Source organism: Streptomyces sp. NPDC093064 (genome assembly GCF_044754605.1).
Taxonomy (GTDB): domain Bacteria; phylum Actinomycetota; class Actinomycetes; order Streptomycetales; family Streptomycetaceae; genus Streptomyces.
In genome coordinates this window covers 202,105-225,070 of sequence record NZ_JBIVPK010000011.1, presented here as the reverse complement: position 1 = coordinate 225,070, position 22,966 = coordinate 202,105, and the positions used below count along the sequence as shown (strand labels likewise).

20 protein-coding genes are annotated in these 22,966 nt (G+C 71.4%); 10 read left to right on the top strand and 10 right to left on the bottom strand.

Features of this window, described 5'->3' with window-relative positions:
- Window positions 1-60 precede the first annotated feature (60 nt).
- From cofD to ACIQFZ_RS16505, 3 genes are read left to right on the top strand one after another with little or no spacing between them, the layout of a single operon-like run.
- The gene (gene cofD / locus ACIQFZ_RS16515) at window positions 61-1,044 is read left to right on the top strand and encodes a 2-phospho-L-lactate transferase (RefSeq protein WP_402691502.1); all 984 of its coding nucleotides are present in this window, start codon (window positions 61-63) and stop codon (window positions 1,042-1,044) included.
- Window positions 1,041-2,396, top strand: a complete 1,356-nt coding sequence (locus ACIQFZ_RS16510) for a coenzyme F420-0:L-glutamate ligase (protein WP_402691501.1) — start codon at window positions 1,041-1,043, stop codon at window positions 2,394-2,396. The genes cofD and ACIQFZ_RS16510 overlap by 4 nt, the downstream gene beginning before the upstream one ends.
- 46 nt (window positions 2,397-2,442) lie before the next feature.
- Window positions 2,443-3,444 carry a DNA-3-methyladenine glycosylase family protein gene (locus tag ACIQFZ_RS16505; RefSeq protein ID WP_402691500.1) on the top strand — a complete coding sequence of 334 codons (1,002 nt, stop codon included), beginning with the start codon at window positions 2,443-2,445 and terminating at the stop codon, window positions 3,442-3,444.
- A 113-nt stretch (window positions 3,445-3,557) separates the two neighbouring features.
- Here the strand turns inward: ACIQFZ_RS16505 and ACIQFZ_RS16500 are convergent, their stop codons facing one another.
- Together ACIQFZ_RS16500 and ACIQFZ_RS16495 are read right to left on the bottom strand one after the other, a co-directional pair.
- On the bottom strand, window positions 3,558-4,640 hold the full coding sequence (locus ACIQFZ_RS16500; protein WP_361411705.1) for an NDP-sugar synthase: 1,083 nt from the start codon (window positions 4,638-4,640) through the stop codon (window positions 3,558-3,560).
- 47 nt (window positions 4,641-4,687) lie between these two features.
- Complete coding sequence (locus ACIQFZ_RS16495) at window positions 4,688-5,998, bottom strand: peptidoglycan recognition protein (protein WP_402691499.1); 1,311 nt, start codon at window positions 5,996-5,998, stop codon at window positions 4,688-4,690.
- Between the two features lie 132 nt (window positions 5,999-6,130).
- On the opposite strand from ACIQFZ_RS16495, the gene ACIQFZ_RS16490 reads away from it, so the two are divergent.
- The 3 genes from ACIQFZ_RS16490 to ACIQFZ_RS16480 all read left to right on the top strand — a co-directional run bounded on the left by ACIQFZ_RS16490 (window position 6,131) and on the right by ACIQFZ_RS16480 (window position 10,885).
- Entirely contained in the window at window positions 6,131-6,886 is a 756-nt protein-coding gene (locus tag ACIQFZ_RS16490) for a TIGR03089 family protein (protein WP_402691498.1), read from the top strand.
- A gap of 499 nt (window positions 6,887-7,385) precedes the next feature.
- Entirely contained in the window at window positions 7,386-9,137 is a 1,752-nt protein-coding gene (locus ACIQFZ_RS16485; protein WP_376651934.1) for an LCP family protein, read from the top strand.
- 92 nt (window positions 9,138-9,229) lie between these two features.
- The gene (locus ACIQFZ_RS16480) at window positions 9,230-10,885 is read left to right on the top strand and encodes an LCP family protein (RefSeq protein ID WP_402691497.1); all 1,656 of its coding nucleotides are present in this window, start codon (window positions 9,230-9,232) and stop codon (window positions 10,883-10,885) included.
- A gap of 57 nt (window positions 10,886-10,942) precedes the next feature.
- Here the strand turns inward: ACIQFZ_RS16480 and ACIQFZ_RS16475 are convergent, their stop codons facing one another.
- A complete protein-coding gene (locus ACIQFZ_RS16475; RefSeq protein ID WP_365416920.1) occupies window positions 10,943-11,971 on the bottom strand; it encodes a glycosyltransferase family 2 protein in 1,029 nt (342 codons plus the stop codon).
- 125 nt (window positions 11,972-12,096) lie between these two features.
- On the opposite strand from ACIQFZ_RS16475, the gene ACIQFZ_RS16470 reads away from it, so the two are divergent.
- Entirely contained in the window at window positions 12,097-13,587 is a 1,491-nt protein-coding gene (locus tag ACIQFZ_RS16470) for an LCP family protein (RefSeq protein WP_365416918.1), read from the top strand.
- Window positions 13,588-13,607: 20 nt separating this feature from the next.
- Here ACIQFZ_RS16470 and ACIQFZ_RS16465 read toward each other — a convergent pair whose 3' ends face one another.
- Window positions 13,608-14,165: an acyl-CoA thioesterase gene (locus tag ACIQFZ_RS16465; RefSeq protein WP_361411719.1), complete on the bottom strand. Its 558-nt coding sequence runs from the start codon at window positions 14,163-14,165 to the stop codon at window positions 13,608-13,610.
- 119 nt (window positions 14,166-14,284) lie between these two features.
- Between ACIQFZ_RS16465 and ACIQFZ_RS16460 the strand changes: the two genes are divergently transcribed.
- Window positions 14,285-15,574, top strand: coding sequence for an LCP family protein (locus tag ACIQFZ_RS16460; protein ID WP_402691496.1), 1,290 nt, complete (start codon window positions 14,285-14,287; stop codon window positions 15,572-15,574).
- A 75-nt stretch (window positions 15,575-15,649) separates the two neighbouring features.
- Here ACIQFZ_RS16460 and ACIQFZ_RS16455 read toward each other — a convergent pair whose 3' ends face one another.
- Both ACIQFZ_RS16455 and ACIQFZ_RS16450 read right to left on the bottom strand, forming a co-directional pair.
- Window positions 15,650-16,012 carry a four-helix bundle copper-binding protein gene (locus ACIQFZ_RS16455; RefSeq protein ID WP_376400967.1) on the bottom strand — a complete coding sequence of 121 codons (363 nt, stop codon included), beginning with the start codon at window positions 16,010-16,012 and terminating at the stop codon, window positions 15,650-15,652.
- Between the two features lie 208 nt (window positions 16,013-16,220).
- Complete coding sequence (locus ACIQFZ_RS16450; protein ID WP_402691495.1) at window positions 16,221-17,393, bottom strand: acyl-CoA dehydrogenase; 1,173 nt, start codon at window positions 17,391-17,393, stop codon at window positions 16,221-16,223.
- Between the two features lie 172 nt (window positions 17,394-17,565).
- Here ACIQFZ_RS16450 and ACIQFZ_RS16445 point away from each other — a divergent pair, with 172 nt between their 5' ends.
- Complete coding sequence (locus ACIQFZ_RS16445; protein WP_365416910.1) at window positions 17,566-18,909, top strand: UDP-glucose/GDP-mannose dehydrogenase family protein; 1,344 nt, start codon at window positions 17,566-17,568, stop codon at window positions 18,907-18,909.
- 143 nt (window positions 18,910-19,052) lie between these two features.
- Here ACIQFZ_RS16445 and ACIQFZ_RS16440 read toward each other — a convergent pair whose 3' ends face one another.
- Window positions 19,053-19,559 (bottom strand): CGNR zinc finger domain-containing protein, encoded by a 507-nt coding sequence (locus ACIQFZ_RS16440; RefSeq protein ID WP_383060622.1) that lies wholly within the window; start codon window positions 19,557-19,559, stop codon window positions 19,053-19,055.
- Between the two features lie 118 nt (window positions 19,560-19,677).
- Here ACIQFZ_RS16440 and ACIQFZ_RS16435 point away from each other — a divergent pair, with 118 nt between their 5' ends.
- Window positions 19,678-20,037, top strand: a complete 360-nt coding sequence (locus ACIQFZ_RS16435) for a VOC family protein (protein WP_365416907.1) — start codon at window positions 19,678-19,680, stop codon at window positions 20,035-20,037.
- A 72-nt stretch (window positions 20,038-20,109) separates the two neighbouring features.
- On the opposite strand, the gene ACIQFZ_RS16430 is transcribed toward ACIQFZ_RS16435, so the two are convergent.
- The 3 genes from ACIQFZ_RS16430 to ACIQFZ_RS16420 are packed head-to-tail and all read right to left on the bottom strand — an operon-like array spanning window position 20,110 to window position 22,957.
- Window positions 20,110-21,288 (bottom strand): dipeptidase, encoded by a 1,179-nt coding sequence (locus ACIQFZ_RS16430; RefSeq protein ID WP_383060624.1) that lies wholly within the window; start codon window positions 21,286-21,288, stop codon window positions 20,110-20,112.
- A gap of 5 nt (window positions 21,289-21,293) precedes the next feature.
- Complete coding sequence (gene purE / locus ACIQFZ_RS16425) at window positions 21,294-21,821, bottom strand: 5-(carboxyamino)imidazole ribonucleotide mutase (RefSeq protein WP_361411735.1); 528 nt, start codon at window positions 21,819-21,821, stop codon at window positions 21,294-21,296.
- Window positions 21,818-22,957 carry a 5-(carboxyamino)imidazole ribonucleotide synthase gene (locus tag ACIQFZ_RS16420; RefSeq protein WP_365416903.1) on the bottom strand — a complete coding sequence of 380 codons (1,140 nt, stop codon included), beginning with the start codon at window positions 22,955-22,957 and terminating at the stop codon, window positions 21,818-21,820. The genes purE and ACIQFZ_RS16420 overlap by 4 nt, the downstream gene beginning before the upstream one ends.
- Window positions 22,958-22,966 lie beyond the last annotated feature (9 nt).

Sequence of the window (22,966 nt, the reverse complement as noted above, 5' to 3'; positions counted from 1 at the left end):
GGACGTGTCCCTTGTCCACAGGCCGCAACGAGTCGGCCCGGCGGCTGACACACTGTTTCCATGCGGATTGTGGTTCTGGCAGGCGGCATCGGTGGTGCCCGGTTCCTACGCGGTCTCAAGCGGGCCGTGCCGGACGCGGACGTCACGGTCATCGGCAACACCGGCGACGACATCCACCTCTTCGGGCTGAAGATCTGCCCGGACCTGGACACGGTGATGTACACGCTCGGCGGCGGCATCGAGGAGGAGCAGGGCTGGGGCCGGGCCGAGGAGACCTTCCATCTCAAGGAGGAACTCGCGGCGTACGGCGTGGGACCGGACTGGTTCGGCCTGGGCGACCGCGACTTCGCCACGCACATCGTGCGTACTCAGATGATCGGCGCCGGGTATCCGCTCAGCGCGGTGACCGAGGCACTGTGCGACCGGTGGAAGCCGGGGGTGCGGCTGATCCCGATGACCGACGACCGGGTCGAGACGCATGTCGCGGTCACCCTGCCCGACAGCGGCGCCACCCCGGGCCCCGGCGAGCGCAAGGCCGTCCACTTCCAGGAGTACTGGGTGCGGCTGCGGGCCTCGGTACCGGCGGAAGCCGTGGTGCCGGTCGGCGCGGAGCAGGCCAAGCCGGCGCCGGGCGTGCTGGAGGCGATCGCCCAGGCCGACGTGATCCTCTTCCCGCCGTCCAACCCCGTCGTCTCCATCGGCACCATCCTCGCGGTGCCCGGCATCCGGGAGGCCATCGCCGACACGGGAGTGCCGGTGATCGGCCTGTCCCCCATCGTCGGGGACGCGCCCGTGCGCGGCATGGCCGACAAGGTCCTCGCCGCAGTCGGCGTGGAGTCCACGGCCGCGGCGGTGGCCGAGCACTACGGCTCGGGGCTGCTGGACGGCTGGCTCGTCGACACGGTCGACGAGGCCTCGGTCGAGCGGGTCGAGACCGCGGGCATCCGCTGCAGGGCGGTGCCGCTGATGATGACCGACGTCGACGCCGCCGCCCGGATGGCGGGCGAGGCACTCGCGCTGGCCGAGGAGGTGCGCGGAGCATGAGCGGCACGACGGAGGAGTCACCGGCCGCCGCCCCGGAGTTCCGGGTCTGGGCGGTGCCCGGGATCCCCGAGGTCGCGCAGGGGGACGATCTGGCCAAGCTGATCGCCGGCGCGGAGCCCGGGCTGGCCGACGGGGACGTGCTGCTCGTCACCTCGAAGATCGTCTCCAAGGCCGAGGGGCGGCTGGTCCGGGCGACCGACCGGGAGGCCGCGATCGACGCCGAGACCGTGCGGGTCGTGGCCCGGCGCGGAGCGCTGCGGATCGTGCAGAACCGGCAGGGGCACGTCATGGCGGCCGCCGGAGTCGACGCGTCCAACACCCCTGCCGGCACGGTGCTGTTGCTGCCGGAGGACCCGGACGCGTCCGCACGCGCGATCCGGGACGGGCTGCGCGACGCCCTCGGCGTCACCGTCGGAGTGCTCGTCACCGACACCTTCGGGCGGCCCTGGCGCGCGGGGCTCACCGACGTCGCCATCGGCGCCGCGGGCGTACGCGTGCTGGACGATCTGCGCGGCGGCACGGACGCGCACGGCAACCCGCTGAGCGCCACCGTCGTCGCCACCGCCGACGAACTCGCCGCCGCGGGCGACCTGGTCAAGGGCAAGGCCGCCGGGCTGCCGGTCGCCGTGGTGCGCGGGCTGCGGCATGTGGTGGCCGAGGAGAACGGTGAGAACGGTGCGGACGCAGAGGACGGGGAAGGAGCGCGGGCCATGGTGCGTGACGCGCGCGACGACATGTTCCGGCTGGGGACCTCCGAGGCCGTGCGGGAGGCGGTGACCCAGCGGCGTACCGTGCGGTCCTTCACCGACGAACCGGTCGACCCCGGCGCGGTGCGGCGGGCGGTGGCCGCGGCGGTGACCGCGCCCGCGCCGCACCACACCACGCCGTGGCGGTTCGTGCTCCTCGAGTCCGCGCCGTCGCGCACCCGGCTGCTCGACGCGATGCGGGATGCCTGGATCGCGGACCTGCGGCGGGACGGAAAGAGCGAGGAGTCGATCGCCCGGCGGATCCGGCGCGGGGACGTGCTGCGCAACGCGCCGTACCTCGTGGTGCCGTGCCTCGTCATGGACGGCTCGCACGAGTACGGCGACGAGCGGCGGGACGGCGCCGAGCGGGAGATGTTCGTGGTCGCCGCCGGGGCCGGGGTGCAGAACTTCCTGGTCGCGCTGGCCGGGGAGCGGCTCGGCTCGGCATGGGTGTCCTCGACGATGTTCTGCCGGGACGCGGTGCGCGAGGTGCTCGGGCTGCCCGCGGAATGGGATCCGATGGGGGCGGTCGCCGTCGGGCATCCGGCGGAGCAGCCGAAGCCGCGACCGGAGCGGGACGCGGGGACGTTCGTCGTCTCCCTGTGACCGCATAGGCTCGTACGGCACCTCAAGGCAACCCTGGATCTCATTCGTGGCAGGACGTTTCGCTCCGCGGCCCCCGCGCCCGACCGTGCGCGGTGGGCAGGCCGGCGTGCCCGCGGCCGTGCCCCGGCAGGCCGCCGCGCCGGGGCGGGTCCGCACCTGGGCGCCTGACGGGCCACTGGACCTGGGGCTCGTGCTCGGACCGCTGCGACGGGGGCAGGGCGATCCCACGTTCCGGGCGACGCCCGACGGTTCGGTGTGGCACACCGGCCGCACACCGCTCGGGCCCGGGACGCTGCGCGTGTCCGCTCATGGTGAGAAGGTGCGCGGCGAGGCGTGGGGGCCGGGCGCCGAATGGCTGCTGGAGCAACTGCCCGAGCTGCTCGGGGCCGCCGACGACCCGTCCGCGTTCGTACCGCGGCACCGGCTGCTCGCGCTGACCCGGCACCGGCGGCCGGGGTTGCGGCTGACACGGACCGGGCTGGTGCTGGAGTCGCTGATCCCGTCGGTCCTGGAACAGAAGGTGACGACGGTCGAGGCGTACGCGGCCTGGCGGATGCTGGTGCGCACGTACGGCGAGCCGGCGCCCGGACCCGCCCCGGGACGGATGTACGTCATGCCGGCGCCGCGGACGTGGGCGCTGATCCCGTCGTGGGAGTGGCACCGGGCCGGGGTCGACGACAAGCGGGCGTCGACCGTGCTGCGGGCGGTGCGGGTCGCCGCGCGACTGGAGGAGGCGGCGCGGATGCCTCCGGAGCGGGCGCGGGAGCGGCTGGAGCTGGTGCCCGGCATCGGGCCGTGGACGTCGGCGGAGACCGTGCAGCGCAGTCATGGCGCGGCGGACGCCGTGACGGTCGGCGATCTGCATCTGCCGGGCATCGTGGGATGGGCGCTGGCCGGGGACCGGAACGCGGACGACGCGGAGATGCTGCGCCTGCTGAAGCCGTACGCCGGACAGCGGCATCGGGCGGCCCGGTTGATCCTGATGAGCGGGCGGGTGCCGCCCCGGCGGGCGCCGCGGATGCCGAAGGGCGACATCGGGCGCCTCTGAGCCGGGCCGGGTCACCCGCGTCGACAGGTTCCCGCGGTGCGGTCGACACGAGGCGAGCCGGCGCACCGCGCTCGCGGGCGCCGCCGCGGGAGTCGTGCCGCCCACCCGGCCGGCTACTGGTCCGAGGAGAACCTCACGGACCCGGCCGGGATTCTCGCGTCGCACCACACTCTCGCGCCGTTTCGCAGCTCGTTGTCGGCGCCGACCACCGCGCCGTCGCCGATGACCGTGCCGTTGAGGACGGAGCGGGTGCCGACGCGGGCGCGGCTGCCGATGAGGGAGTCGGTGATGACGGCACCGGGCTCGATGACGGCACCGGGCAGGATCGCGCTGCCGAACACCCGCGCGCCCTCGGCGACGAACGCGCCCTCGCCCACCACCGTGCCGCCGGTCAGCTTGGCGCCGGGGGCGACCACGGCCGTGGGCAGGATCAGGCGGTCGCCGCAGCGACCGGGTACGGCCGGGGAGGGAGCGCGGCCGAGGACCAGGTCGGCGGAGCCGCGTACGAAGGCGGCCGGGGTGCCCAGGTCCAGCCAGTAGGTGGAGTCGACCATGCCCTGCAAGTGGGCGCCCGCCGCGAGCAGTTCGGGGAACGTCTCCCGCTCCACCGAGACCGGGCGGCCCTGCGGGATCGCGTCGATGACCGAGCGCCGGAAGACGTACGCCCCCGCGTTGATCTGGTCGGTGACGATCTCCTCGGGGGTCTGCGGCTTCTCCAGGAAGGCCAGGACACGGCCGGTCCCGTCGGTGGGGACCAGGCCGTAGGCGCGGGGGTCCGGCACCTTCGTCAGGTGCAGGGAGACGTCCGCGCCCGTGGTCTCGTGGGTGCGCACCAGCGCCCGGATGTCCAGCCCGGTCAGGATGTCGCCGTTGAAGACGAGGACGGGCTCGTCGGGGCCGGAGCGCAGGCGCGAGGCGACGTTGCGGATGGCGCCACCCGTGCCCAGGGGCTCCTCCTCCGTCACGTACTCCAGGTGGAGCCCGAGCGAGGAGCCGTCGCCGAAGTACGGCTCGAAGACCTCGGCCAGATAGGAGGTGGCGAGCACGACGTGCTCGACGCCCGCCGCTCTCGCCCGCGCCAGCTGGTGGGTGAGGAACGGCACTCCCGCCGCCCGCACCATCGGCTTCGGCGTGTGCACCGTGAGGGGGCGCAGCCGGGTGCCCTTGCCGCCGACCAGGAGGATCGCTTCTGTCACCTGTCGTCTCCGCTTCCTGTTCGTCCTCGGTCCGTCCTCGTCCGTCCTCAGCGGCCCTGGTAGCGCGCCGCGGCCGAGCGGGCCGTGCCGAGCTTGCCGTAGAGCTGCTTTCCCGGGCAGTCGGTGGCGAAGCCGTCCCGGTGGCCGGAGATCACGTTCAGGCGCACGCTCTTTCCTTTTTGGTACAGGTTGCCACCGCCGGAGGTCAGATATGTCTTTCCACGCGGATTCATCCCATAGAGCCCGAGCTTCCACGCGGTCAGCCGTGCGATGGCCGTCACCGCGGCCGAGGAGGGCTCGGACGTGTTGTAGGTGCCGATGACGGCGATCCCCGCGCTGTTGCTGTTGAACCCCATGGTGTGGGCGCCCAGCACGGGCTTCGCCACACCGCCGGCCCGGCCCTCGTAGATGGTCCCGCACTTGTCGATCAGGAAGTTGTAGCCGACGTCGCGCCAGCCCATGCTCTTGACGTGGTAGCGGTAGATGCCGCGGATCACCGCCGGAGCCTGCGCGCAGCTGTAGTTGTTGCCTGAGGCGGTGTGGTGCACGAACGCCACCTTGACCTTCTTGGTGTAGACGAAGCCCTTCTCGCGCAGGGACTCGTCCGCGCCCCAGCTGCGGCGCGTGACGATACCCGGGCGCGATCCGACGTGGGACTGCGCGCGCCGCTGATCGGTCGGGTCCCCGCCGGGCGCGGCCGGAGCGGTGTCGGCGGCGAACACCTCCTCGCTCGGACCGCCTGCGCGTGCGGTGCCCCTCCCGGTGCCCCGCGCCGGGACCTGCGCGCCGGGGTCGACGAGTTCCAGGCGCAGGCCCGAGGGCAGTGGGACCGGCCGGGCGGCCGGGTCGCGGCTCCCGGCGTCGGCGCGGACGCGTACGTCGACGCCGTCGCAGTCGCCCACCCACAGCGGCGCGGTGGCGCCGCGCACATGTCCGGAGGTGCGCTCGGCCGTGCCGGGGTCGGCGCCGTGGTCGGCGCTGTGGGTATCGATGTCCTGCCAGCCGGACCAGACGCCGGTGGCGGCGGAGCGGGTGCGGATCCGGACGCTGCCGTGCAACTCGACGTCCGGGTCGTCCCAGACGACGCCGACCAGGGAGAAGTGGCGGACGTCCGCGCGGCGCAGGCCCTGTTCGAGGGCGGACCCGCGGCCGGGGCCGGGGTCGCGGGTGAGCGGGACGAGGGGCAGGGACCGGGTGCTGCCGGGCACGGCCGCCGCCCCGGTCGCCGATGCCGACACCGGCACCGCGCCCGCCTGACCGCCCGTCACGCCGGGGGTGAGGACGAGGGCGGCCGCGTACGTGGCACCGATCGAGCACGCAAGGAATCCGTATCGACGCATGCCCCTGATCTTGGACATAGTCATACAAACCTGTCCATCGGGGACTTGACGGGCCGTCGGCTGCCGTTGCGCCGAACCGGTGCCCCGCGGCTCACCCGCACGTGGCCGACGACGCGGTGGGCGGGGCCGTCGCCGCGTACGCTTGCGCGGGTGAACGCCACCGAACGCACCCCTGCCGACCTGCTGCGTTCCGCGCTCGCCGCGGATCCCGGACGCCCGCTGGTGACCTTCTACGACGACGCCACCGGCGAACGCGTCGAATTGTCCGTGGCCACCTTCTCCAATTGGGTGGCCAAGACCGCCAACCTCCTCCAGGGGGACCTCGGCGCCGGACCCGGCGACCGGGTCGCGCTCATGCTGCCGGCGCACTGGCAGACGGCCGTGTGGCTGCTGGCGTGCGCGTCGGTGGGCGTGGTGGCGGACGTCGACGGGAACGCGGGCGTCGCCGATGTCGTGGTCAGCGGACCGGACACGCTGGACGCGGCCCGCGTGTGCTCCGGGGAGCGGGTGGCCCTGGCGCTGCGGCCGCTGGGCGGGCGGTTCCCGCAGTCGCCGGAGGGCTTCCTGGACTACGCCGTCGAGGTGCCGGGGCAGGGCGACGTGTTCGCGCCCTTCGCGCCGGCGGACCCGGAGGGGCCGGCGCTGATCGTGGCCGGGGCCGAGTACACGGCGGCGGAGGTCGTGGAGCGGGCCCGCGGCGACGCCCCGGAGCTGAACCTGACCGGGCCGGCCTCCCGCCTGCTGTCGGCACTGTCGTACGACACCTGGGAGGGCCTCAGCGCGGGCCTGTACGCGCCACTCACCGCCGGCGCCTCGGTCGTCCTGTGCCGCAACCTCGACCGCCTGCCCGAGGACGCTCTGGCCAAGCGCATCGAGTCCGAGCGGGTCACGGCCACGGCCAGATGACGCGACCGGGCTCCGAGCCCGGATCTCCGCGCGACACGCCCGCCCCCAATCCCGTGGAATGCGGGATTCGGGGCGAACGGCGCGAATTCGGCCGCCGCGGATTCGGATTCCGAGCCGGAAAGGGATTCGTCTGCGCAGTCGCACGACTACGGTGGGTATTTCCCGGGCGTTGCGCACGACGCGGGTCGGGCACCCTGGCGATCCATGGCTCGCACCCTGCCCCAGGGTGCCGTTCCACGACGACACGGCCAACTTGGGGGCCTCTGCGGGTAAAGCCACGGCCAAAGGCGAACTTTTGTCCAAAGAAATGGGCGGATTGCCCCCTTGTAGGGAAGTGGAATTTGTCACCAGCGTCGCTCGATGTTGAATCTGCCGGATAGTGTGAGCGATCCGGTGCGACTGGCCGCGAGGTCTTCCTGGGGTCGCGCACTATGCGAAGCAGACCTGGCGCCAAGAGGGGCAAGGCGCCGCGTGGCCCCAACGGAGGATTCGGACAACCGTGGACGCGCAAGGCCGTGGGCGGGCGGACAATGTCGACCCCGCAGACCAGTGGGTGCTCAATCCGGACACCGGCGAATACGAACTGCAACTGACCCCTTCCGCTCCGCAGTCGGCGGTACCGGGTCCCCGTCGGGCCTCCTCCCGCAGAGCCGGAGGCACGGCGTCCGGGCAGCGCCCGGCGGCGCCCGGACGGCAGCAGACCCGCCAGGCCGCCCCCTCCGAAACCGTGCCCGTCCCGCGTCGCCGCCGGACGGCGCCGCCGGAGGAGCCGCCCGGGCGGCGGGGACGCCGGCCGGTGAAGAAGTCGAAGACCAAGAAGGTCCTGATGTGGACCGGCGGCACCATGGCGCTCGTCCTGGTCGGCGTCGGCACAGCCGGCTACCTGGTCCTCAAGCACCTCGAGGGAAACGTCACCACCACCGACGTGGGTGGCGCGGCCAAGAACGGCTTCAGCAAGGACGAAGCCTTCAACATACTGATCATCGGCACGGACAAACGCACCGGCAAAGGCAACGAGGGCTACGGCGACAAGGGCAGCGTGGGCCACGCCGACACCAACGTCCTGCTGCACGTCGCCAAGGACCGTACGAACGCGACCGCGCTGAGCATCCCGCGCGACCTGATCGTGAACGTACCGGACTGCCCGACCAAGCAGCCCGACGACAGCACGAAGGTCGTCCCCGGGACGACCGACGTCCGCTTCAACACGAGCCTCGGCCAGGACGGCCGCGATCCGGGCTGCACCATGCGCACGGTCAAAGAAATCACCGGTATTCAGCCCGACCACTTCATGATGGCCGACTTCAACGCGGTCAAGACGCTGACGACGGCGGTCGGCGGAGTCGACGTGTGCCTCAAGCACGCGGTGAAGGACAAGGACTCGCACCTGGACCTGCCCGCCGGCGAGTCCACTGTCGAGGGTGAGCAGGCCCTGGCCTTCGTCCGTACCCGGCACGCCTGGGGCAACGCGGGCGACCTGGACCGCATCAAGGTCCAGCAGCAGTTCCTCAGCTCGCTGATGCGCAAGATGGCTTCCGGTGACACGCTCACCGACCCGACCAAGCTGTACGACCTGGCCAACGCCGCCACCAAAGCGCTGACCGTCGACAAGGGCATCGGCAAGGTCAGCACCCTCAAGGACGTGGCGCTGGAGCTGAAGAAGGTGCCGACGAAGAACATCACCTTCCTGACGGTGCCGGTGCGCGACAACCCGGCGGACGGGGTGGTGCACAAGACGGTCATCGTCGACCCGGTCACAGCCCCCCCGGTCTTCGACGCCATCGCCAACGACGTCTCCTTCACCGCCGTGAAGAAGAAGCAGAAGGCCGACAAGAGCGCCGCGGCCGCCCGCCTCAAGGGCACCCAGTCCGAGGCCTCCGAGGTGCGGGTCCGGGTCTTCAACGGAGGGGCCGCCGGCGGTGCCGCCCAGGAGACCGTCAGCTGGCTGCAGACCTCCGTGGGCGTGCTCAAGTCGGAGAACGCGGCCAACGCACCCGAGAGCATCGCCAAGACCACGCTCGAGTACGCGCCCGACCAGGCTCCGCAGGCCCGCAAGCTCGCGGCGCTCATGGGACTGTCCGGGGCCGCGCTGAAGCCGGGCGAGAGCTTCACCAACTCCCAGGGGATGCCCACGATGACGCTGACCCTGGGCAAGGACTTCAAGGGTGCCGGTGTGCCGCTCACGCCGCCGACGAAGGCCCCGGAGGTCGACGGGAAGTCCACGGCGGACAAGGTCGAGTGCGCAAGTTGAGCGCACAGCACCACCTTATGGGCCTGTCATGCGTCTAACACGGCGCACGACAGGCCTGTTTCATGCATGGCACCAGGGTGGGAGGACGGGGAGTGACGCGGAGCAGTCTGCGCGGGGAGGGGTCGGCGGTCGAGGAAGCGATACCTCCCGCGCCGCGCAAGGGCAGCACTTCGGACGGCCGCGGCCGGCACGGCGGAGGAGGACGCGGCGGGAAGAAGCGCGATGCCGCGGGCAGAGGTCCCGCGCGGCGCATACTGCGCTGGTCGGCCATGGTGCTCGCGCTGGTCGTACTCGGCACGGCCGGCGCCGGATACCTCTACTACCAGCACCTGAACGGCAATATCCGCAAGGGCCAGCGCAGCAGCGGTGACTCCAAGGCGCAGAGGTCGAGGCCCAACTCGGCCGGCCAGACGCCCGTGAACATTCTGCTGATCGGCTCCGACAGCCGTAACTCCGACGCCAACGTCGCGCTGGGCGGCAGCCGGGACAACCGCGGCACCCCGCCGCGGGGCGACGTGCAGATGCTCATCCACCTGGCCGCGGACCGCAAGAGCGCCGCCGTGGTGAGCATCCCGCGGGACACCCGCGTCGACATCCCCAAGTGCACCGACCCCGGCACCGGCAAGGTCTATCCGCCCGTCAACGAGATCATCAACGAGTCGCTGGCCCGCGGCGGCGCCGGCTGCACGCTCGCCACCTGGGAGAGCCTCACCGGTGTGTACATCGACCACTGGATGACTATCGACTTCGCGGGCGTGGTGAAGATGGCGGACGCCATCGGCGGCGTCGAGGTCTGTGTGAAGCAGAACGTGTGGGACCACCCCACGCCGCAGGCACCCGGGGGTTCCGGCCTGAAGCTGACGGCGGGCAAGCACAAGGTCGAGGGCAAAGAGGCCCTCCAGTGGCTGCGCACCCGGCATGCCTGGGGCAGCGACCTGCTGCGAGCCAGGGCCCAGCACATGTACATGAACTCGATGATCCGCACCCTGCGGAGCCAGAACGTCTTCACCGACTCCGGCCGGCTGATGGGCCTCGCGGAGGCGGCGACGAAGTCGCTCCAGGTCTCCGAGGAGATCGGCACCGTCGAGAAGCTGTACCACCTGGCCATGCAGCTCAAGACGGTCCCCACCGACCGCATCACCATGACGACGATGCCGAACGTCCCCGACCAGCAGGACGACAACCACGTCGTCCCGGACGGCGCCGGCGCCACGAAGGTGTGGAAGATGCTCCGCGACGACGTGCCCTTCGACGACAAGGGCCCGGCGCCGGATGCGAAGAACTCGAAGAAGCGTACGGGCGAGAGCGCCGCGGACAGGACTCCCTCGGTCCCGGCCGACCGGCTGGGCGTCCTGGTGCAGAACGGCACCCGCACCGCCACCCAGGCCCCGGTCGGCGGCCGGGCGCGCGAGATCGGCCAGGAGTTGGCGGGCAAGGGCTTCACCCGGGCCACCGCCGACACCTCGGCGGCGCAGTCGGAGGAGGAGACGCTCGTGCGCTACCCGAGCGCGGACATGGAGGGCGACGCGCAGAGCGTCGCCAACGCCCTCGGGATTCCGCTGAGTTCGGTGCGGAAGTCGACCGACGTCTCCGGTGTCACCGTCGTCGTCGGCGCCGACTGGCGTACGGGGGGCACCTATCCGAAGGAGGCCGCTCCGAAGGCCGGCGATTTGCCCGACAACTCCGACGCCATCAATGGCTCGGACGAGAGCCAGTGCATGGACGTGTACGCGCCCTACCGCTGGTAGCGCGAGCAGGGCCCCTCTCCCGTGGAGAGGGGCCCTGAGAACTCCCGGCGCGAACGCTCAGTCGGCGGCGGTGACCGCCGGCCTCCGGGCGGCGATGACCCTCCTGGCCAGCGACTTGGGGCTGGTCAGGAAACCCCAGCCCCAGGACATGTGCATGGTGGCCAGGGCGACCGGGATGCGCAGCCGTGCCGCCAGGGGAAGGCCCTTGCCGGCGGGGACCGATCCGGCGGAGATCGCCGCCAGGTAGCCGCCGGGGACCACCAGGGCCCACGGGGTCAGGGCCGCGCCCACCACGATCCCGGCCGCGATGGCGCACACCGCGGCCGGCGGGGCGAGATAGCGCAGGTTGATGGATCCCTGGTGGTAGCGGGCGACGACGTGCCGCCAACGGCCGTAGTCCTTGTACTGCCTGGCGAGGGCCTTGACGTTCGGGCGGGGCCGGTAGGACACCCGCAGCTCGGGCGAGAACCAGATCAGGCCGCCCGCCTCGCGGATGCGGAAGTTGAGCTCCCAGTCCTGGGCGCGGATGAACTCCTCGTTGTAGCCACCCTGTTGTTCCAGGGCCGCGCGGCGGAAGACGCCCAGGTACACCGTTTCGGCCGGGCCGGCCTGGCCGCCGGTGTGGAAGGCGGCGTTGCCCACCCCGATCTTCGAGGTCATCGCGGCGGCGACGGCGTGCTCCCAGTCGTTCTCGCCCTCGGCATGCATGGTGCCGCCGACGTTCTGCGCGCCGGTCTCCTCCAGGAGCCGTACCGCGGTGGCTATGTAGTCCGGCGAGAGCATCCCGTGTCCGTCGACACGGACCACAATCGGATGGCGGGAGGCCTTGATCGCGGCGTTGAGCGCGGCGGGGGTGCGGCCGGTGGGGTTCGGGACCGTGTGCACGCGCGGGTCCTCGGCCACGAGTTCGGCGGCGATCTCGTCCGTGCGGTCCGCGGACGGACCGAGGGCGATCACGACCTCCATCTCGCCGCCGTACTCCTGCGCGAGGATCGCTTCGACGGCCCCGCGCAGGTGCCGTTCCTCGTTGAGGACGGGCATGATCACAGAAACGGCGGGGAGTCGCACGTCGGGCTTGGCGTTCATCGGTGCTCACGTTACCGCGAACGGGGGACACCGGTGCGCGCCGTGGGGGTCACTGCGCCGGTCAGCAGATCGTATGGCCCTACGGTGCTCACGGTGCCCACCCACGCCTATGCGGAGGTGTCCCCATGCCCCCCACGCCGTCCCGGCCCCGCCCGCGGCCACCGCGCGCCCCGCAGCGCCGCGCCGCACCGCCGCGGCCGGTCCGGGTCCAGCACGCGTCCGCACCACGCCGGAGACCGCGCTGGGCCATGCGGGCGGCGACCACACTGTCGGTGGTGGTGCTCGCCTCCGCCGGGATCGGGCACGCGGTGGTCTCCGGCCTGGACGCGGACATCGCCCGGGTCGACCCCTTCAAGGACATGAAGAACCGCCCGCGGGCGGGCCACGGCATGAACGTCCTGCTGGTCGGCACCGACGGCAGGGACCGTATCAGCGAGCAGGAGCGGCGCCAGTACCGGCTGGGCGGCCAGGCCTGCCACTGCACCGACACGATGATGATCGTGCATGTGTCGCAGGACCGGCAGCGGGCCAGCGTGGTGAGCCTGCCCCGGGACTCCTACGCCGAGCTGCCCGATCACGTCGACCAGAACACGGGCCGGCGGCACGGTCCGCACCCCGTCAAGCTCAACGCCGCGTACGCGGAGGGCGGCCCCCAACTGACCGTGCGCATGGTCGAGGACCTGACCCAGCTGAAGATCGACCACTACCTCGAGGTGGACTTCACCACTTTCATGCGGACCGTGGACGTCCTCGGCGGGGTGCAGATCTGCACCGCCGAACCGATGAAGGACAGCTACTCCGGCCTGGACCTGGCGGCCGGCACGCACACGCTCTCCGGCGGCCAGGCCCTCCAGTACGTCCGCTCCCGGCACGTCGACGCGGCGAGCGACCTCGGCCGGATGAAGCGCCAGCAGCGGTTCCTGGCCGCCCTGATCGAGCGGGCGACCTCCTCCCAGGTGCTGCTGAATCCCATGAAGTTCCGGAACGTGGCGTTGACCGTGCTGAGCTCGGTGCGGGCGGACCAGGGTTTCCACACCGACGAGCTGCTGGACCTCGGGCGGGCGATGCGCAACTTCTCCCCGTCCTCCTCGGAGTTCACCACCGTCCCGATCGCTGAGCCGTCCTACCCCGTCAACGGCGTCGGCTCGACGGTGAAGTGGGACCGGGCCAAGGCCGACCGGCTCTTCCAGTCGCTGCGGGAGGACCGGCCGCTGACCGTGCGGCGACCGCGGCAGGCGAACCCCCCGGTGACCGTGCGGGTCGCCCCGCAGCAGATCCGCGTCCAGGTGGAGAACGGCACCGGCGCGGCCGGGCTCGGCAAGCGGGTGGACCAGGCGCTGGCCGCGGCCGGGTTCCGTACCACGGGGGCGCCCGCGGACGCCAAGGAGCCCACCCTGCGGCGGACCGTCGTGCTCTACGACCCCCGGTGGGACCGGTCGGCGAAGTCGCTCGCCGCGGCACTGCCGGGCAGTGAGCTGCGCGCCGCGCCGGGGCAGGGCGTCACGCTCAAGGTGATCGCGGGAAGCGACTACCGCCAGGTGCGCCCGGTGCGGGTCGAGGACCAGGTGCAGGGTGCCGCCGGAGTCATGACGGGCGACGAGGTGCTGTGCGGCTGACGGAGTGACGACCGGCGGCGTCAGTCCTCGTAGCCCTCGGCCGCGCGCTTCTCGCGCAGTTCCATGATGGCGCGGCGGCGGGCCAGGCGGTGGGTGCGGCGGATCTGGGCCTCCTGGTAGCGCCGCCGGTCCCGGTCGGTCTCGGGCAGGACGGGCGGCAGGGGGCGCGGCTTGCCGTCGGCGTCCACGGCGGTGAAGACCAGGTACGCCGAGCCGACCTGGGTGGTCGGGGTGGACTCGTTCCAGCGTTCGGCGAGGACCCGCACGCCGACCTCCATGGAGGTCCGGCCGGTCCAGTTGACCTGGGCCTTCACATGGACGAGATCGCCGACCCTGACCGGTTCGAGGAACGCCATCTCGTCCATGGACGCAGTGACGGCGGGCCCGCCGCTGTGCCGGCCGGCCACCGCGCCCGCCGCGTCGTCGACCAGCTTCATGATCACACCGCCGTGCACCGTCCCCAGCAGGTTGGTGTCGTTGTGGGTCATGATGTGGCTCAGGGTGGTCCGTGACGCCGAAGTCGGCTTGCCGGGGATGTCCGGAATCTCAGATTCCGCGGTGGAGGCCTGCTCTGTCATGACCCCTACCTTATGCCGAGGAGGCATCCGGGGAATTTGTGTCAGCTTCGCAACAGCGGTGCCCTTATTTCCTGACGCCCCTTGTAAGGGACACAGCGGTGCCCTGCACACTGGGGCGCATGAATGATTGGCCCGAGGGGTGGTCCGGCGGCAACCACGGACCCGGATACGGACGCGGCAGCGCCGGCGCGACGCCGGAAGGGGCGCGTGCGATGCGCCAGGTACGGCGCGGCGGCCCGGGGGCACCCGGCGGGCAGGGCGGATACCCGCCGCCCGGCGGCCCAGGCCCCTCCGCGCCGCCGTACGGCATTCCGCAGCAACCGTCGTACGTCGACGGCCGCGGATACGACGACCCCGGCGACTACGACGGCTACAACGGCGGCCACGTCTACGGCGGACCGGGCGGGGGCGACCCGCGCGACTACCGTCCCGCGCCGAACTGGGGGCGCCGCTTCAAGTGGACCGTGATCACCCTGGTCACGCTGCTCGTGGTGACCTCGGTCGCGACCTACTTCTGGGCCGACTCCAAGCTCCGCCGCGAGGTCGACCTGTCCAAGGTCATCGACCGGCCGGAGACCGGCAAGGGCACGAACTACCTGATCGTCGGCTCCGACAGCCGTGAGGGCATGACCTCGGAGCAGAAGAAGAAGCTGCACACCGGGTCAGCCGAGGGCAAGCGCACGGACTCGATGATGATCCTGCACGTCGGCGACAACGGCGACACGCTGATATCCCTGCCGCGCGACTCCAACGTCACGATCCCGCAGTTCCGCGGCTCGGAGTCCGGCAAGATCAAGGGCCCCCTCGGACCGAACAAGCTGAACGCGGCCTACGCCTTCGACGGTCCGGAGCTGCTGGTCCGCACCATCGAGTACAACACCGGCCTGCACATCGACCACTACGTGGAGATCGGCTTCGCCGGCTTCGCGAACATCGTGGACGCGGTCGGCGGCGTGGAACTCACCATCGACAAGGGCTTCAAGGACAAGTACTCGGGCGCCGACTTCCAGGCGGGCAAGCAGGAGCTGGACGGCCAGCAGGCCCTGGCCTTCGTGCGCACCCGGCACGCGTTCGCCACCTCCGACCTGCAGCGCACGAAGAACCAGCAGAAGTTCCTCGCCGCGCTGTCCCACCAGGTGGCGTCCCCCTCGACGGTCCTGAACCCGTTCAAGCTCTACCCGACGATGGGTGCGGGCCTGGACTCCCTGATCGTCGACAAGGACATGAGCCTGTGGAACCTGGCCTCCATGTTCTGGGCGATGAAGAACGTCAACGGCGGCGACGGCACCTCCATGAACATGCCGATATCCGGCTCGACCGGCGGCAACCTCGTCTGGGACATGCCGAAGGTCAAGACGCTGGTCAATGAGCTGAAGAACGACGAGAAGGTGACGGTCACGGGCAACTGACCCGGACCCCCTGCCAGGAGGGCCCCGCGATGCCGGCCGGCACCGCGGGGCTTTCGCCGTCCGGCCGGGCTCAGGTCACATCCTGACGCCCGCCATCGCACGACACATCTCGGCGCAGCGGCGACACGCCTCAGCGCAGCGCTTCATCATCTTGTCGTCTGGCATGGACATACACGCCTCGGCGCACATGTCGCAGGCCTTGGCGCACATCGCGCACATCTCGGCCGCCATGGGCGAGCGGCGCATCATCATGTCCGCGCACATGCGGGTCATCTCGGAACAGTCCATGAGCGCGCGCATGATCTGCATCTGCGCCTGGCCGCCCATCTGCATGCAGGAGCTCATGGCCTCCTCGCAGATGGTGTGGCACGACATGCAGGCCTGGACGCAGTCCTGCATCTCCTTGCTCATGGGGGTCATGGTTCCGGGCTGGGTCATGGCTCCTCCTGGGGGGCGAAGGGCACCGAGGGCGGGGCCCTGTACCCCTCCGTCGTACGCCCGCCCGGGTCCCCGCGCCATCCGACGCGGACAGCGGACCGGGTACCGCCGTTCGGCTTACGGCCCGCGTCCGGCGGCCCTCCCCCGGCGCATCGCGAACGGCCCCCGGCTCAATGCCGGAGGCCGTCGGACGCGTGCGAAGAGACTGCTAGGGAAGGTTCCTGGCCATCACGATTCGCTGGACCTGGTTCGTGCCCTCGTAGATCTGCGTGATCTTGGCGTCGCGCATCATGCGCTCGACCGGGTAGTCGCGGGTGTAGCCGTAGCCGCCGAGGAGCTGGACGGCGTCCGTGGTGACCTCCATGGCGACGTCCGAGGCGAAGCACTTGGCGGCGGCGCCCTGGAAGGTGAGGTCCCTTTCTCCGCCTCCGGCGGCGACGCGCTCGGACTTGGCGGCGGCCGCGTAGGTGAGGTTGCGGGCGGCCTCGATCTTCATGGCCATGTCGGCGAGCATGAACTGGATGCCCTGGAAGTCGGCGATCGGCTTGCCGAACTGCTTGCGCTCCTTGACGTAGCCCTTGGCGTAGTCGAGGGCGCCCTGGGCGATGCCGAGGGCCTGGGCCGCGATGGTGATGCGGGTGTGGTCCAGGGTCTTCATCGCCGTGGCGAAGCCGGTGCCCTCGGCGCCGATCATGCGGTCGGCGGGGATCCGGACGTTGTCCAGGTAGACCTCGCGGGTCGGGGAGCCCTTGATGCCGAGCTTCTTCTCCGGGGCGCCGAAGGAGACCCCGGGGTCCGACTTCTCGACGACGAACGCCGAGATGCCCTTGCTGCGCTTGTCCGGGTCGGTGACGGCCATCACCGTGTAGAAGTCGGACACGCCCGCGTTGGTGATCCAGCGCTTGACGCCGTTGAGGACGTACGTGTCGCCCTCGCGGACGGCCTTGGTCTTCATGCCGGCCGCGTCGGAGCCCGCGTCCGGCTCGGACAGGCAGTACGAGAACATCGCGTTGCCCTTGGCGAGCGGGGCCAGGTACCTCTTCTTCAGCTCCTCGGAGCCGGAGAGCATCACCGGGAGCGAGCCCAGCTTGTTCACGGCCGGGATGAGGGAGGATGACGCGCAGACGCGGGCCACCTCCTCGATCACGACGACCGTCGCGAGGGCGTCCGCGCCCGCGCCGCCGTACTCCTCGGGCACGTGCACGGCGTGCAGGTCGTTGGCGACCAGCGCCTCCAGCGCCTCCAGCGGGAAGCGGGCCTCCTCGTCCACCGCGGCGGCATACGGCGCGATCTTCGCCTCGGCCAGCGAGCGGACGGCGTCACGGAGCATGTCGTGCTCCTCGGACGGGCGGTACAGGTCGAAGTCAGCCGATCCGGCCAAGGTCTCTCACGCTCCAACGCTAATTACCGTTAAGTAACCCAAATTTTAGGCGCCCGCCCACGCCAGTGATACGTGAGCTTGGCGACAGCGGGGACATTGCCCGGCGAAGGCCCCGCGCATGCCCCCGATATGCTCGGGCACCGCATCACCATCGTCTCCCCCTGGAGGACCCATGAGCCTCAAGATCACCGTGATCGGCACCGGCTATCTCGGCGCGACACACGCCGCGGCCATGGCCGACCTCGGGTTCGAGGTGCTGGGTCTGGACGTCGTCCCCGAGAAGATCGAGATGCTCCGGCGGGGCGAGGTCCCGATGTACGAGCCCGGCCTGGAGGAGCTGCTGCGCCGGCACGTGGCCGGGATCGAGGGCTCGACCGGGCGGCTGCGCTTCACGACGGACTACGCGGAGGTGGCCGCGTTCGGCGACATCCACTTCGTCTGCGTGAACACCCCGCAGAAGCACGGCGAGTACGCCTGCGACATGAGTTACGTCGACTCCGCCGTCACCTCGCTCGCCCCGCACCTGAGCGGTCCCGCGCTCGTCGTCGGCAAGTCGACCGTGCCCGTGGGGTCCGCCGACCGTCTGGCCCGCATGATCGCCGAGCTGACGCCCGCGGGCGCGGACGTGGAGCTGGCCTGGAACCCGGAGTTCCTGCGCGAGGGCTTCGCCGTGCAGGACACGCTGCACCCGGACCGGATCGTGGTCGGCGTGCGCAGCGAGCGGGCGGAGAAGCTGCTGCGCGAGGTGTACGCCACACCGATCGGCGAGGGCTCCCCGTTCGTGGTCACCGACTTCCCGACCGCGGAACTGGTGAAGACCTCCGCCAACTCCTTCCTGGCCACGAAGATCTCCTTCATCAACGCGATGGCCGAGGTCTGCGAGGCCGCCGGCGGCGATGTGGCCAAGCTGGCCGAGGCCATCGGGCACGACGACCGGATCGGCAGGAAGTTCCTGCGGGCCGGGATCGGCTTCGGCGGCGGCTGCCTGCCCAAGGACATCCGGGCCTTCATGGCGCGCGCCGGTGAGCTGGGCGCGGACCAGGCCCTGACCTTCCTGCGCGAGATCGACTCGATCAACATGCGCCAGCGCGGGCAGATGGTGGAGATGGCCCGGCAGGCGCTGGGCGGCGGGCCGTTCCTCGGCAAGCGGGTCGCGGTGCTCGGCGCCACCTTCAAGCCGGACTCGGACGACGTACGGGACTCCCCCGCGCTCAACGTCGCCGGTCAGATACACCTCCAGGGCGGCCAGGTGACGGTCTACGACCCCAAGGGCATGGACAACGCCCGGCGGGTGTTCCCCACGCTCGGGTACGCCGGCTCCGCGCTGGAGGCCGTGCGCGGCGCGGACGTCGTCCTGCACCTGACCGAGTGGCGGGAGTTCCGCGAGCTGGACCCGGCCGGGCTGGGCGAGGTCGTGGCCGCCCAGGTGATCCTCGACGGGCGCAACGCGCTGGACCCGGAGCTGTGGCGGCGGGCCGGGTGGACGTACCGGGCGATGGGACGCCCGACCGCATAGCCCCACACCGGCGGATATCCCAGACATACCTAGACGTACGCAGACATGTGACGCCGGTTCGGCCGAGGCTCAGTCGGCCGAACCGGCGTCTGCACGCATTGTGCACCACCGGAGCCCGGCGTGAGCAGTGAACTCCCCGTGGATCACGTCTGCTTCGCCCGATAGCGGCGCATCTTCGCGCGCGCCCCGCACACCTGCATCGAGCACCAGCGGCCGCGGCCGGCCGGGCTGCGGTCGTAGTACGCAAAGTGGCACGTGACCGCCTCGCAGGCCTTCAGTCGGGCCCAGGTGCCCGCGACGAGGGCCTCGGCGACAGCGGCCGCGACCCGGGAGAGCAGGGGGCCGCCGTCGGCGGGGGCGAGCGTGGCGGAGCCGTCCCGGGCGTCGACGGCCACCAGCAGGGGCGCCCGCGCCAGCAGCTCGCCCAGCGGTGTCACCGTCCGGTGGGGCGGGTGCCCGGCGTGGGCCAGCAGCGTGGCGCGCAGCGACTCGCGCAGCTCGCGTGCCTGCGGCAGTTCCGCCTCGGGGATCCCCAGGCGCGCCCGGCCCTCCGCCGTGTCGAGCGAGTCGGCGCCCGTCTCGATGTCCAGCGTGTTCACCAGGGACTCGACCAGCGCCAGGCCTCCGGGCGCGGACGATCTCTCACTCATGCCAGCGACGGTACCTCGTGAAACCGGTTGCGTCGTTACCTGCTATACGCCAGCATGCAGTAACGGTTACCGGTTACCCGCTTCAGCGGGTAACACCGTCCCCGACTGGGAGGAACTCATGGCTCTCGCCAAGCTGGGTGTCGTCGTCCTGGACTGTCCCGACCCGCGCGCCCTCGCCGGCTTCTACGCCGAGGTGCTCGGCGGGACCGTGGAGGGCGAGGACGACTGGGTGGACCTGAAGGTGCCGGACGGGTCGGCGCTGGCGTTCCAGAAGGCGCCGGGGTACGTGCCGCCGAAGTGGCCGGCCGCGGACGCCTCGCAGCAGTCCCACCTGGACCTGGTGGTGGACGACCTGGACACGGCGGAGAAGGGGGTGCTGGCACTCGGCGCGCGGCCGCTGGACGCGACGGACCGGGCGCGCGGCTTCCGGGTCTACGCCGACCCCGCCGGGCACCCGTTCTGCCTGTGCGCCTGCTGAGAGGCGTCCGTCAGCCGTCGTGTGCGCCGGACGGCAGGAGGTACACAGCCTCCCGCCGTCCGGTACCGGTACTCACCCGTCCAGTGCGGCGATCGTCGCGTTGGACGGCGTCCGGGTGGCCCGCAGGTCGCGGGCGACGTCCTCCGCGGCACCCAGGACGCGGACCGCGTTCTGCCAGGTGAGCTTGGCCAGGTCGGTCCTGGACCAGCCGCGGTCCAGCAGTTCCGCGATCAGGTTCGGGTAGCCGGAGACGTCGTTCAGGCCGTCGGGGGTGAAGGCCGTGCCGTCGTAGTCGCCGCCGATGCCCAGGTGGTCGATGCCGGCGACCTCGCGCATGTGGTCGAGGTGGTCGGCCACCGTCGCGACCGTGGCGACCGGACGCGGGTTCGCCTCCTCGAAGGCGCGGTGGACCTTCATCGCCTCGGCGGTGGTGTCGAGGTGGTGGAAGCCGTGCGCGCGCATGTTCTCGTCGGCGGCGGACGTCCAGTCCACGGCCGCCTGGAGCACGAACTTCGGCACGAACGTCACCATCGCGATCCCGCCGTTGGCGGGCAGCCGCTCCAGCACGTCGTCCGGGATGTTGCGGGGGTGGTCGCACACGGCCCGCGCGGAGGAGTGCGAGAAGATCACCGGCGCGCTCGTGGTGTCGAGCGCGTCTCGCATGGTCGTCGCGGCCACGTGGGAGAGGTCGACCAGCATGCCGAGCCGGTTCATCTCCCGGACCACCTCGCGGCCGAAGGCCGACAGGCCGCCCACGCCCGGCTCGTCCGTCGCCGAGTCCGCCCAGGCCACGTTGTCGTTGTGGGTGAGCGTCATGTAGCGCACGCCGAGCGCGTACAGCCCGCGCAGCGTGCCGAGGGAGTCGGCGATGGAGTGGCCGCCCTCGGCGCCCATGAGGGAGGCGATCCGGCCGTCCGCGCGGGCCGCCTCCATATCGGCGGCGGTCAGGGCGGGGGCCAGGTCGGCCGGGTGGCGGGCGAGCAGCTGCCGTACGCAGTCGATCTGCTCCAGCGTCGCCGGCACCGGGTCGGGCAGGTCCGCGCGGACGTAGACCGACCAGAACTGGGCGCCGACGCCGCCCTCGCGCAGGCGCGGCAGGTCGGTGTGCAGATGGGCGTTCTGGGGGGTGGCGATGTCGCGGGCGTCGAGGTCGTAGCGGACCTGCTCGCGCAGCGCCCAGGGCAGGTCGTTGTGACCGTCGACGACCGGGAACTCGCGCAGCAGGTCCCGGGCTTCGTTCAGCAAGGACACCGGCGTCACTTCCCCGTGCCGAAGCCGAAGGCGCCGGAGTTCTCGACCTTGGCGCGCAGCCGCTTGCCCTTCTCGGTGGCCTGGTCGTTCAGCTCCTGCTGGAACTCCCGCATCCGGGCGAGCAGTTCCTCGTCGTGCGCGGCGAGGATCCGGGCGGCGAGCAGACCCGCGTTGCGAGCGCCGCCGACCGACACGGTCGCCACCGGGACCCCGGCCGGCATCTGCACGATCGACAGAAGCGAGTCCATGCCGTCCAGGTACTTCAGCGGGACGGGCACGCCGATCACCGGCAGCGGCGTGACGGAGGCGAGCATGCCGGGCAGGTGGGCGGCCCCGCCCGCGCCCGCGATGATCGCCTTCAGTCCGCGCTCCGCCGCGCGCTCGCCGTACGCGATCATCTCGCGCGGCATGCGGTGCGCGGAGACGACGTCGACCTCGTAGGAGATCTCGAACTCGTCGAGCGCCTCGGCGGCGGCCTCCATGACGGGCCAGTCGGAGTCCGACCCCATGACGATGCCAACAACTGGGCTCATTCGGTGATGGTGCCTCTCAGGTAGCCGGCTGCGTGACGGGCGCGTTCCAGCACGTCGTCCAGGTCGTCGCCGTAGGTGTTGACGTGGCCGACCTTGCGGCCGGGCTTCACGTCCTTGCCGTACATGTGGATCTTGAGCTGGGGGTCGCGGGCCATGCAGTGCAGGTACGCGGAGTACATGTCGGGGTAGTCGCCGCCGAGGACGTTCGCCATGACGGTCCACCTGGCGCGCGGGCGGGGGTCGCCGAGCGGCAGGTCGAGGACCGCGCGGACGTGGTTGGCGAACTGGGAGGTGATGGCGCCGTCCATCGACCAGTGGCCGGAGTTGTGCGGGCGCATCGCCAGCTCGTTGACGAGGATGCGACCGTCGCGGGTCTGGAACAGCTCGACGGCGAGGTGGCCGACGACACCGAGTTCCTTGGCGATGGTCAGCGCGAGCTGCTCGGCCTGGAGGGCAAGGCTCTCGTCCAGGTCGGGGGCCGGGGCTATCACGGTGTCGCAGACGCCGTTCACCTGCTGCGACTCCACGACCGGGTAGGCCACGGCCTGGCCGTGCGGGGAGCGTACGACGTTGGCGGCCAGCTCCCGGACGAAGTCGACCTTCTCCTCGGCGAGGACGGGCACGCCGGCGCGGAAGGGCTCGGCGGCCTCCTCGACGGAGTCGACCACCCACACGCCCTTGCCGTCGTAACCGCCGCGGACGGTCTTGAGGACCACGGGGAAACCGTCACCCTCGGCCGCGAAGGCGGCCACGTCCCGCGGGTCGCTCACGATGCGGTGCCGCGGGCAGGGCACGCCGATCGCATCGAGCTTCGCGCGCATCACACCCTTGTCCTGGGCGTGCACGAGCGCGTCGGGGCCGGGGCGTACGGGGATGCCGTCCGCCTCCAGGGCCCGCAGGAGCTCGGTGGGGACGTGCTCGTGATCGAAGGTGATCACGTCGCAGCCCCGCGCGAACGCGCGCAGCGTGTCCAGGTCGCGGTAGTCGCCGATGACGACATCGCTCACCACCTGCGCCGCGGAGTCCTGGGGAGTGTCACTGAGGAGCTTGAACCTGATGCCCAACGGGATGCCCGCCTCGTGTGTCATACGAGCGAGCTGGCCACCGCCGACCATGCCGACTACCGGGAACGTCACGCTCCTAGG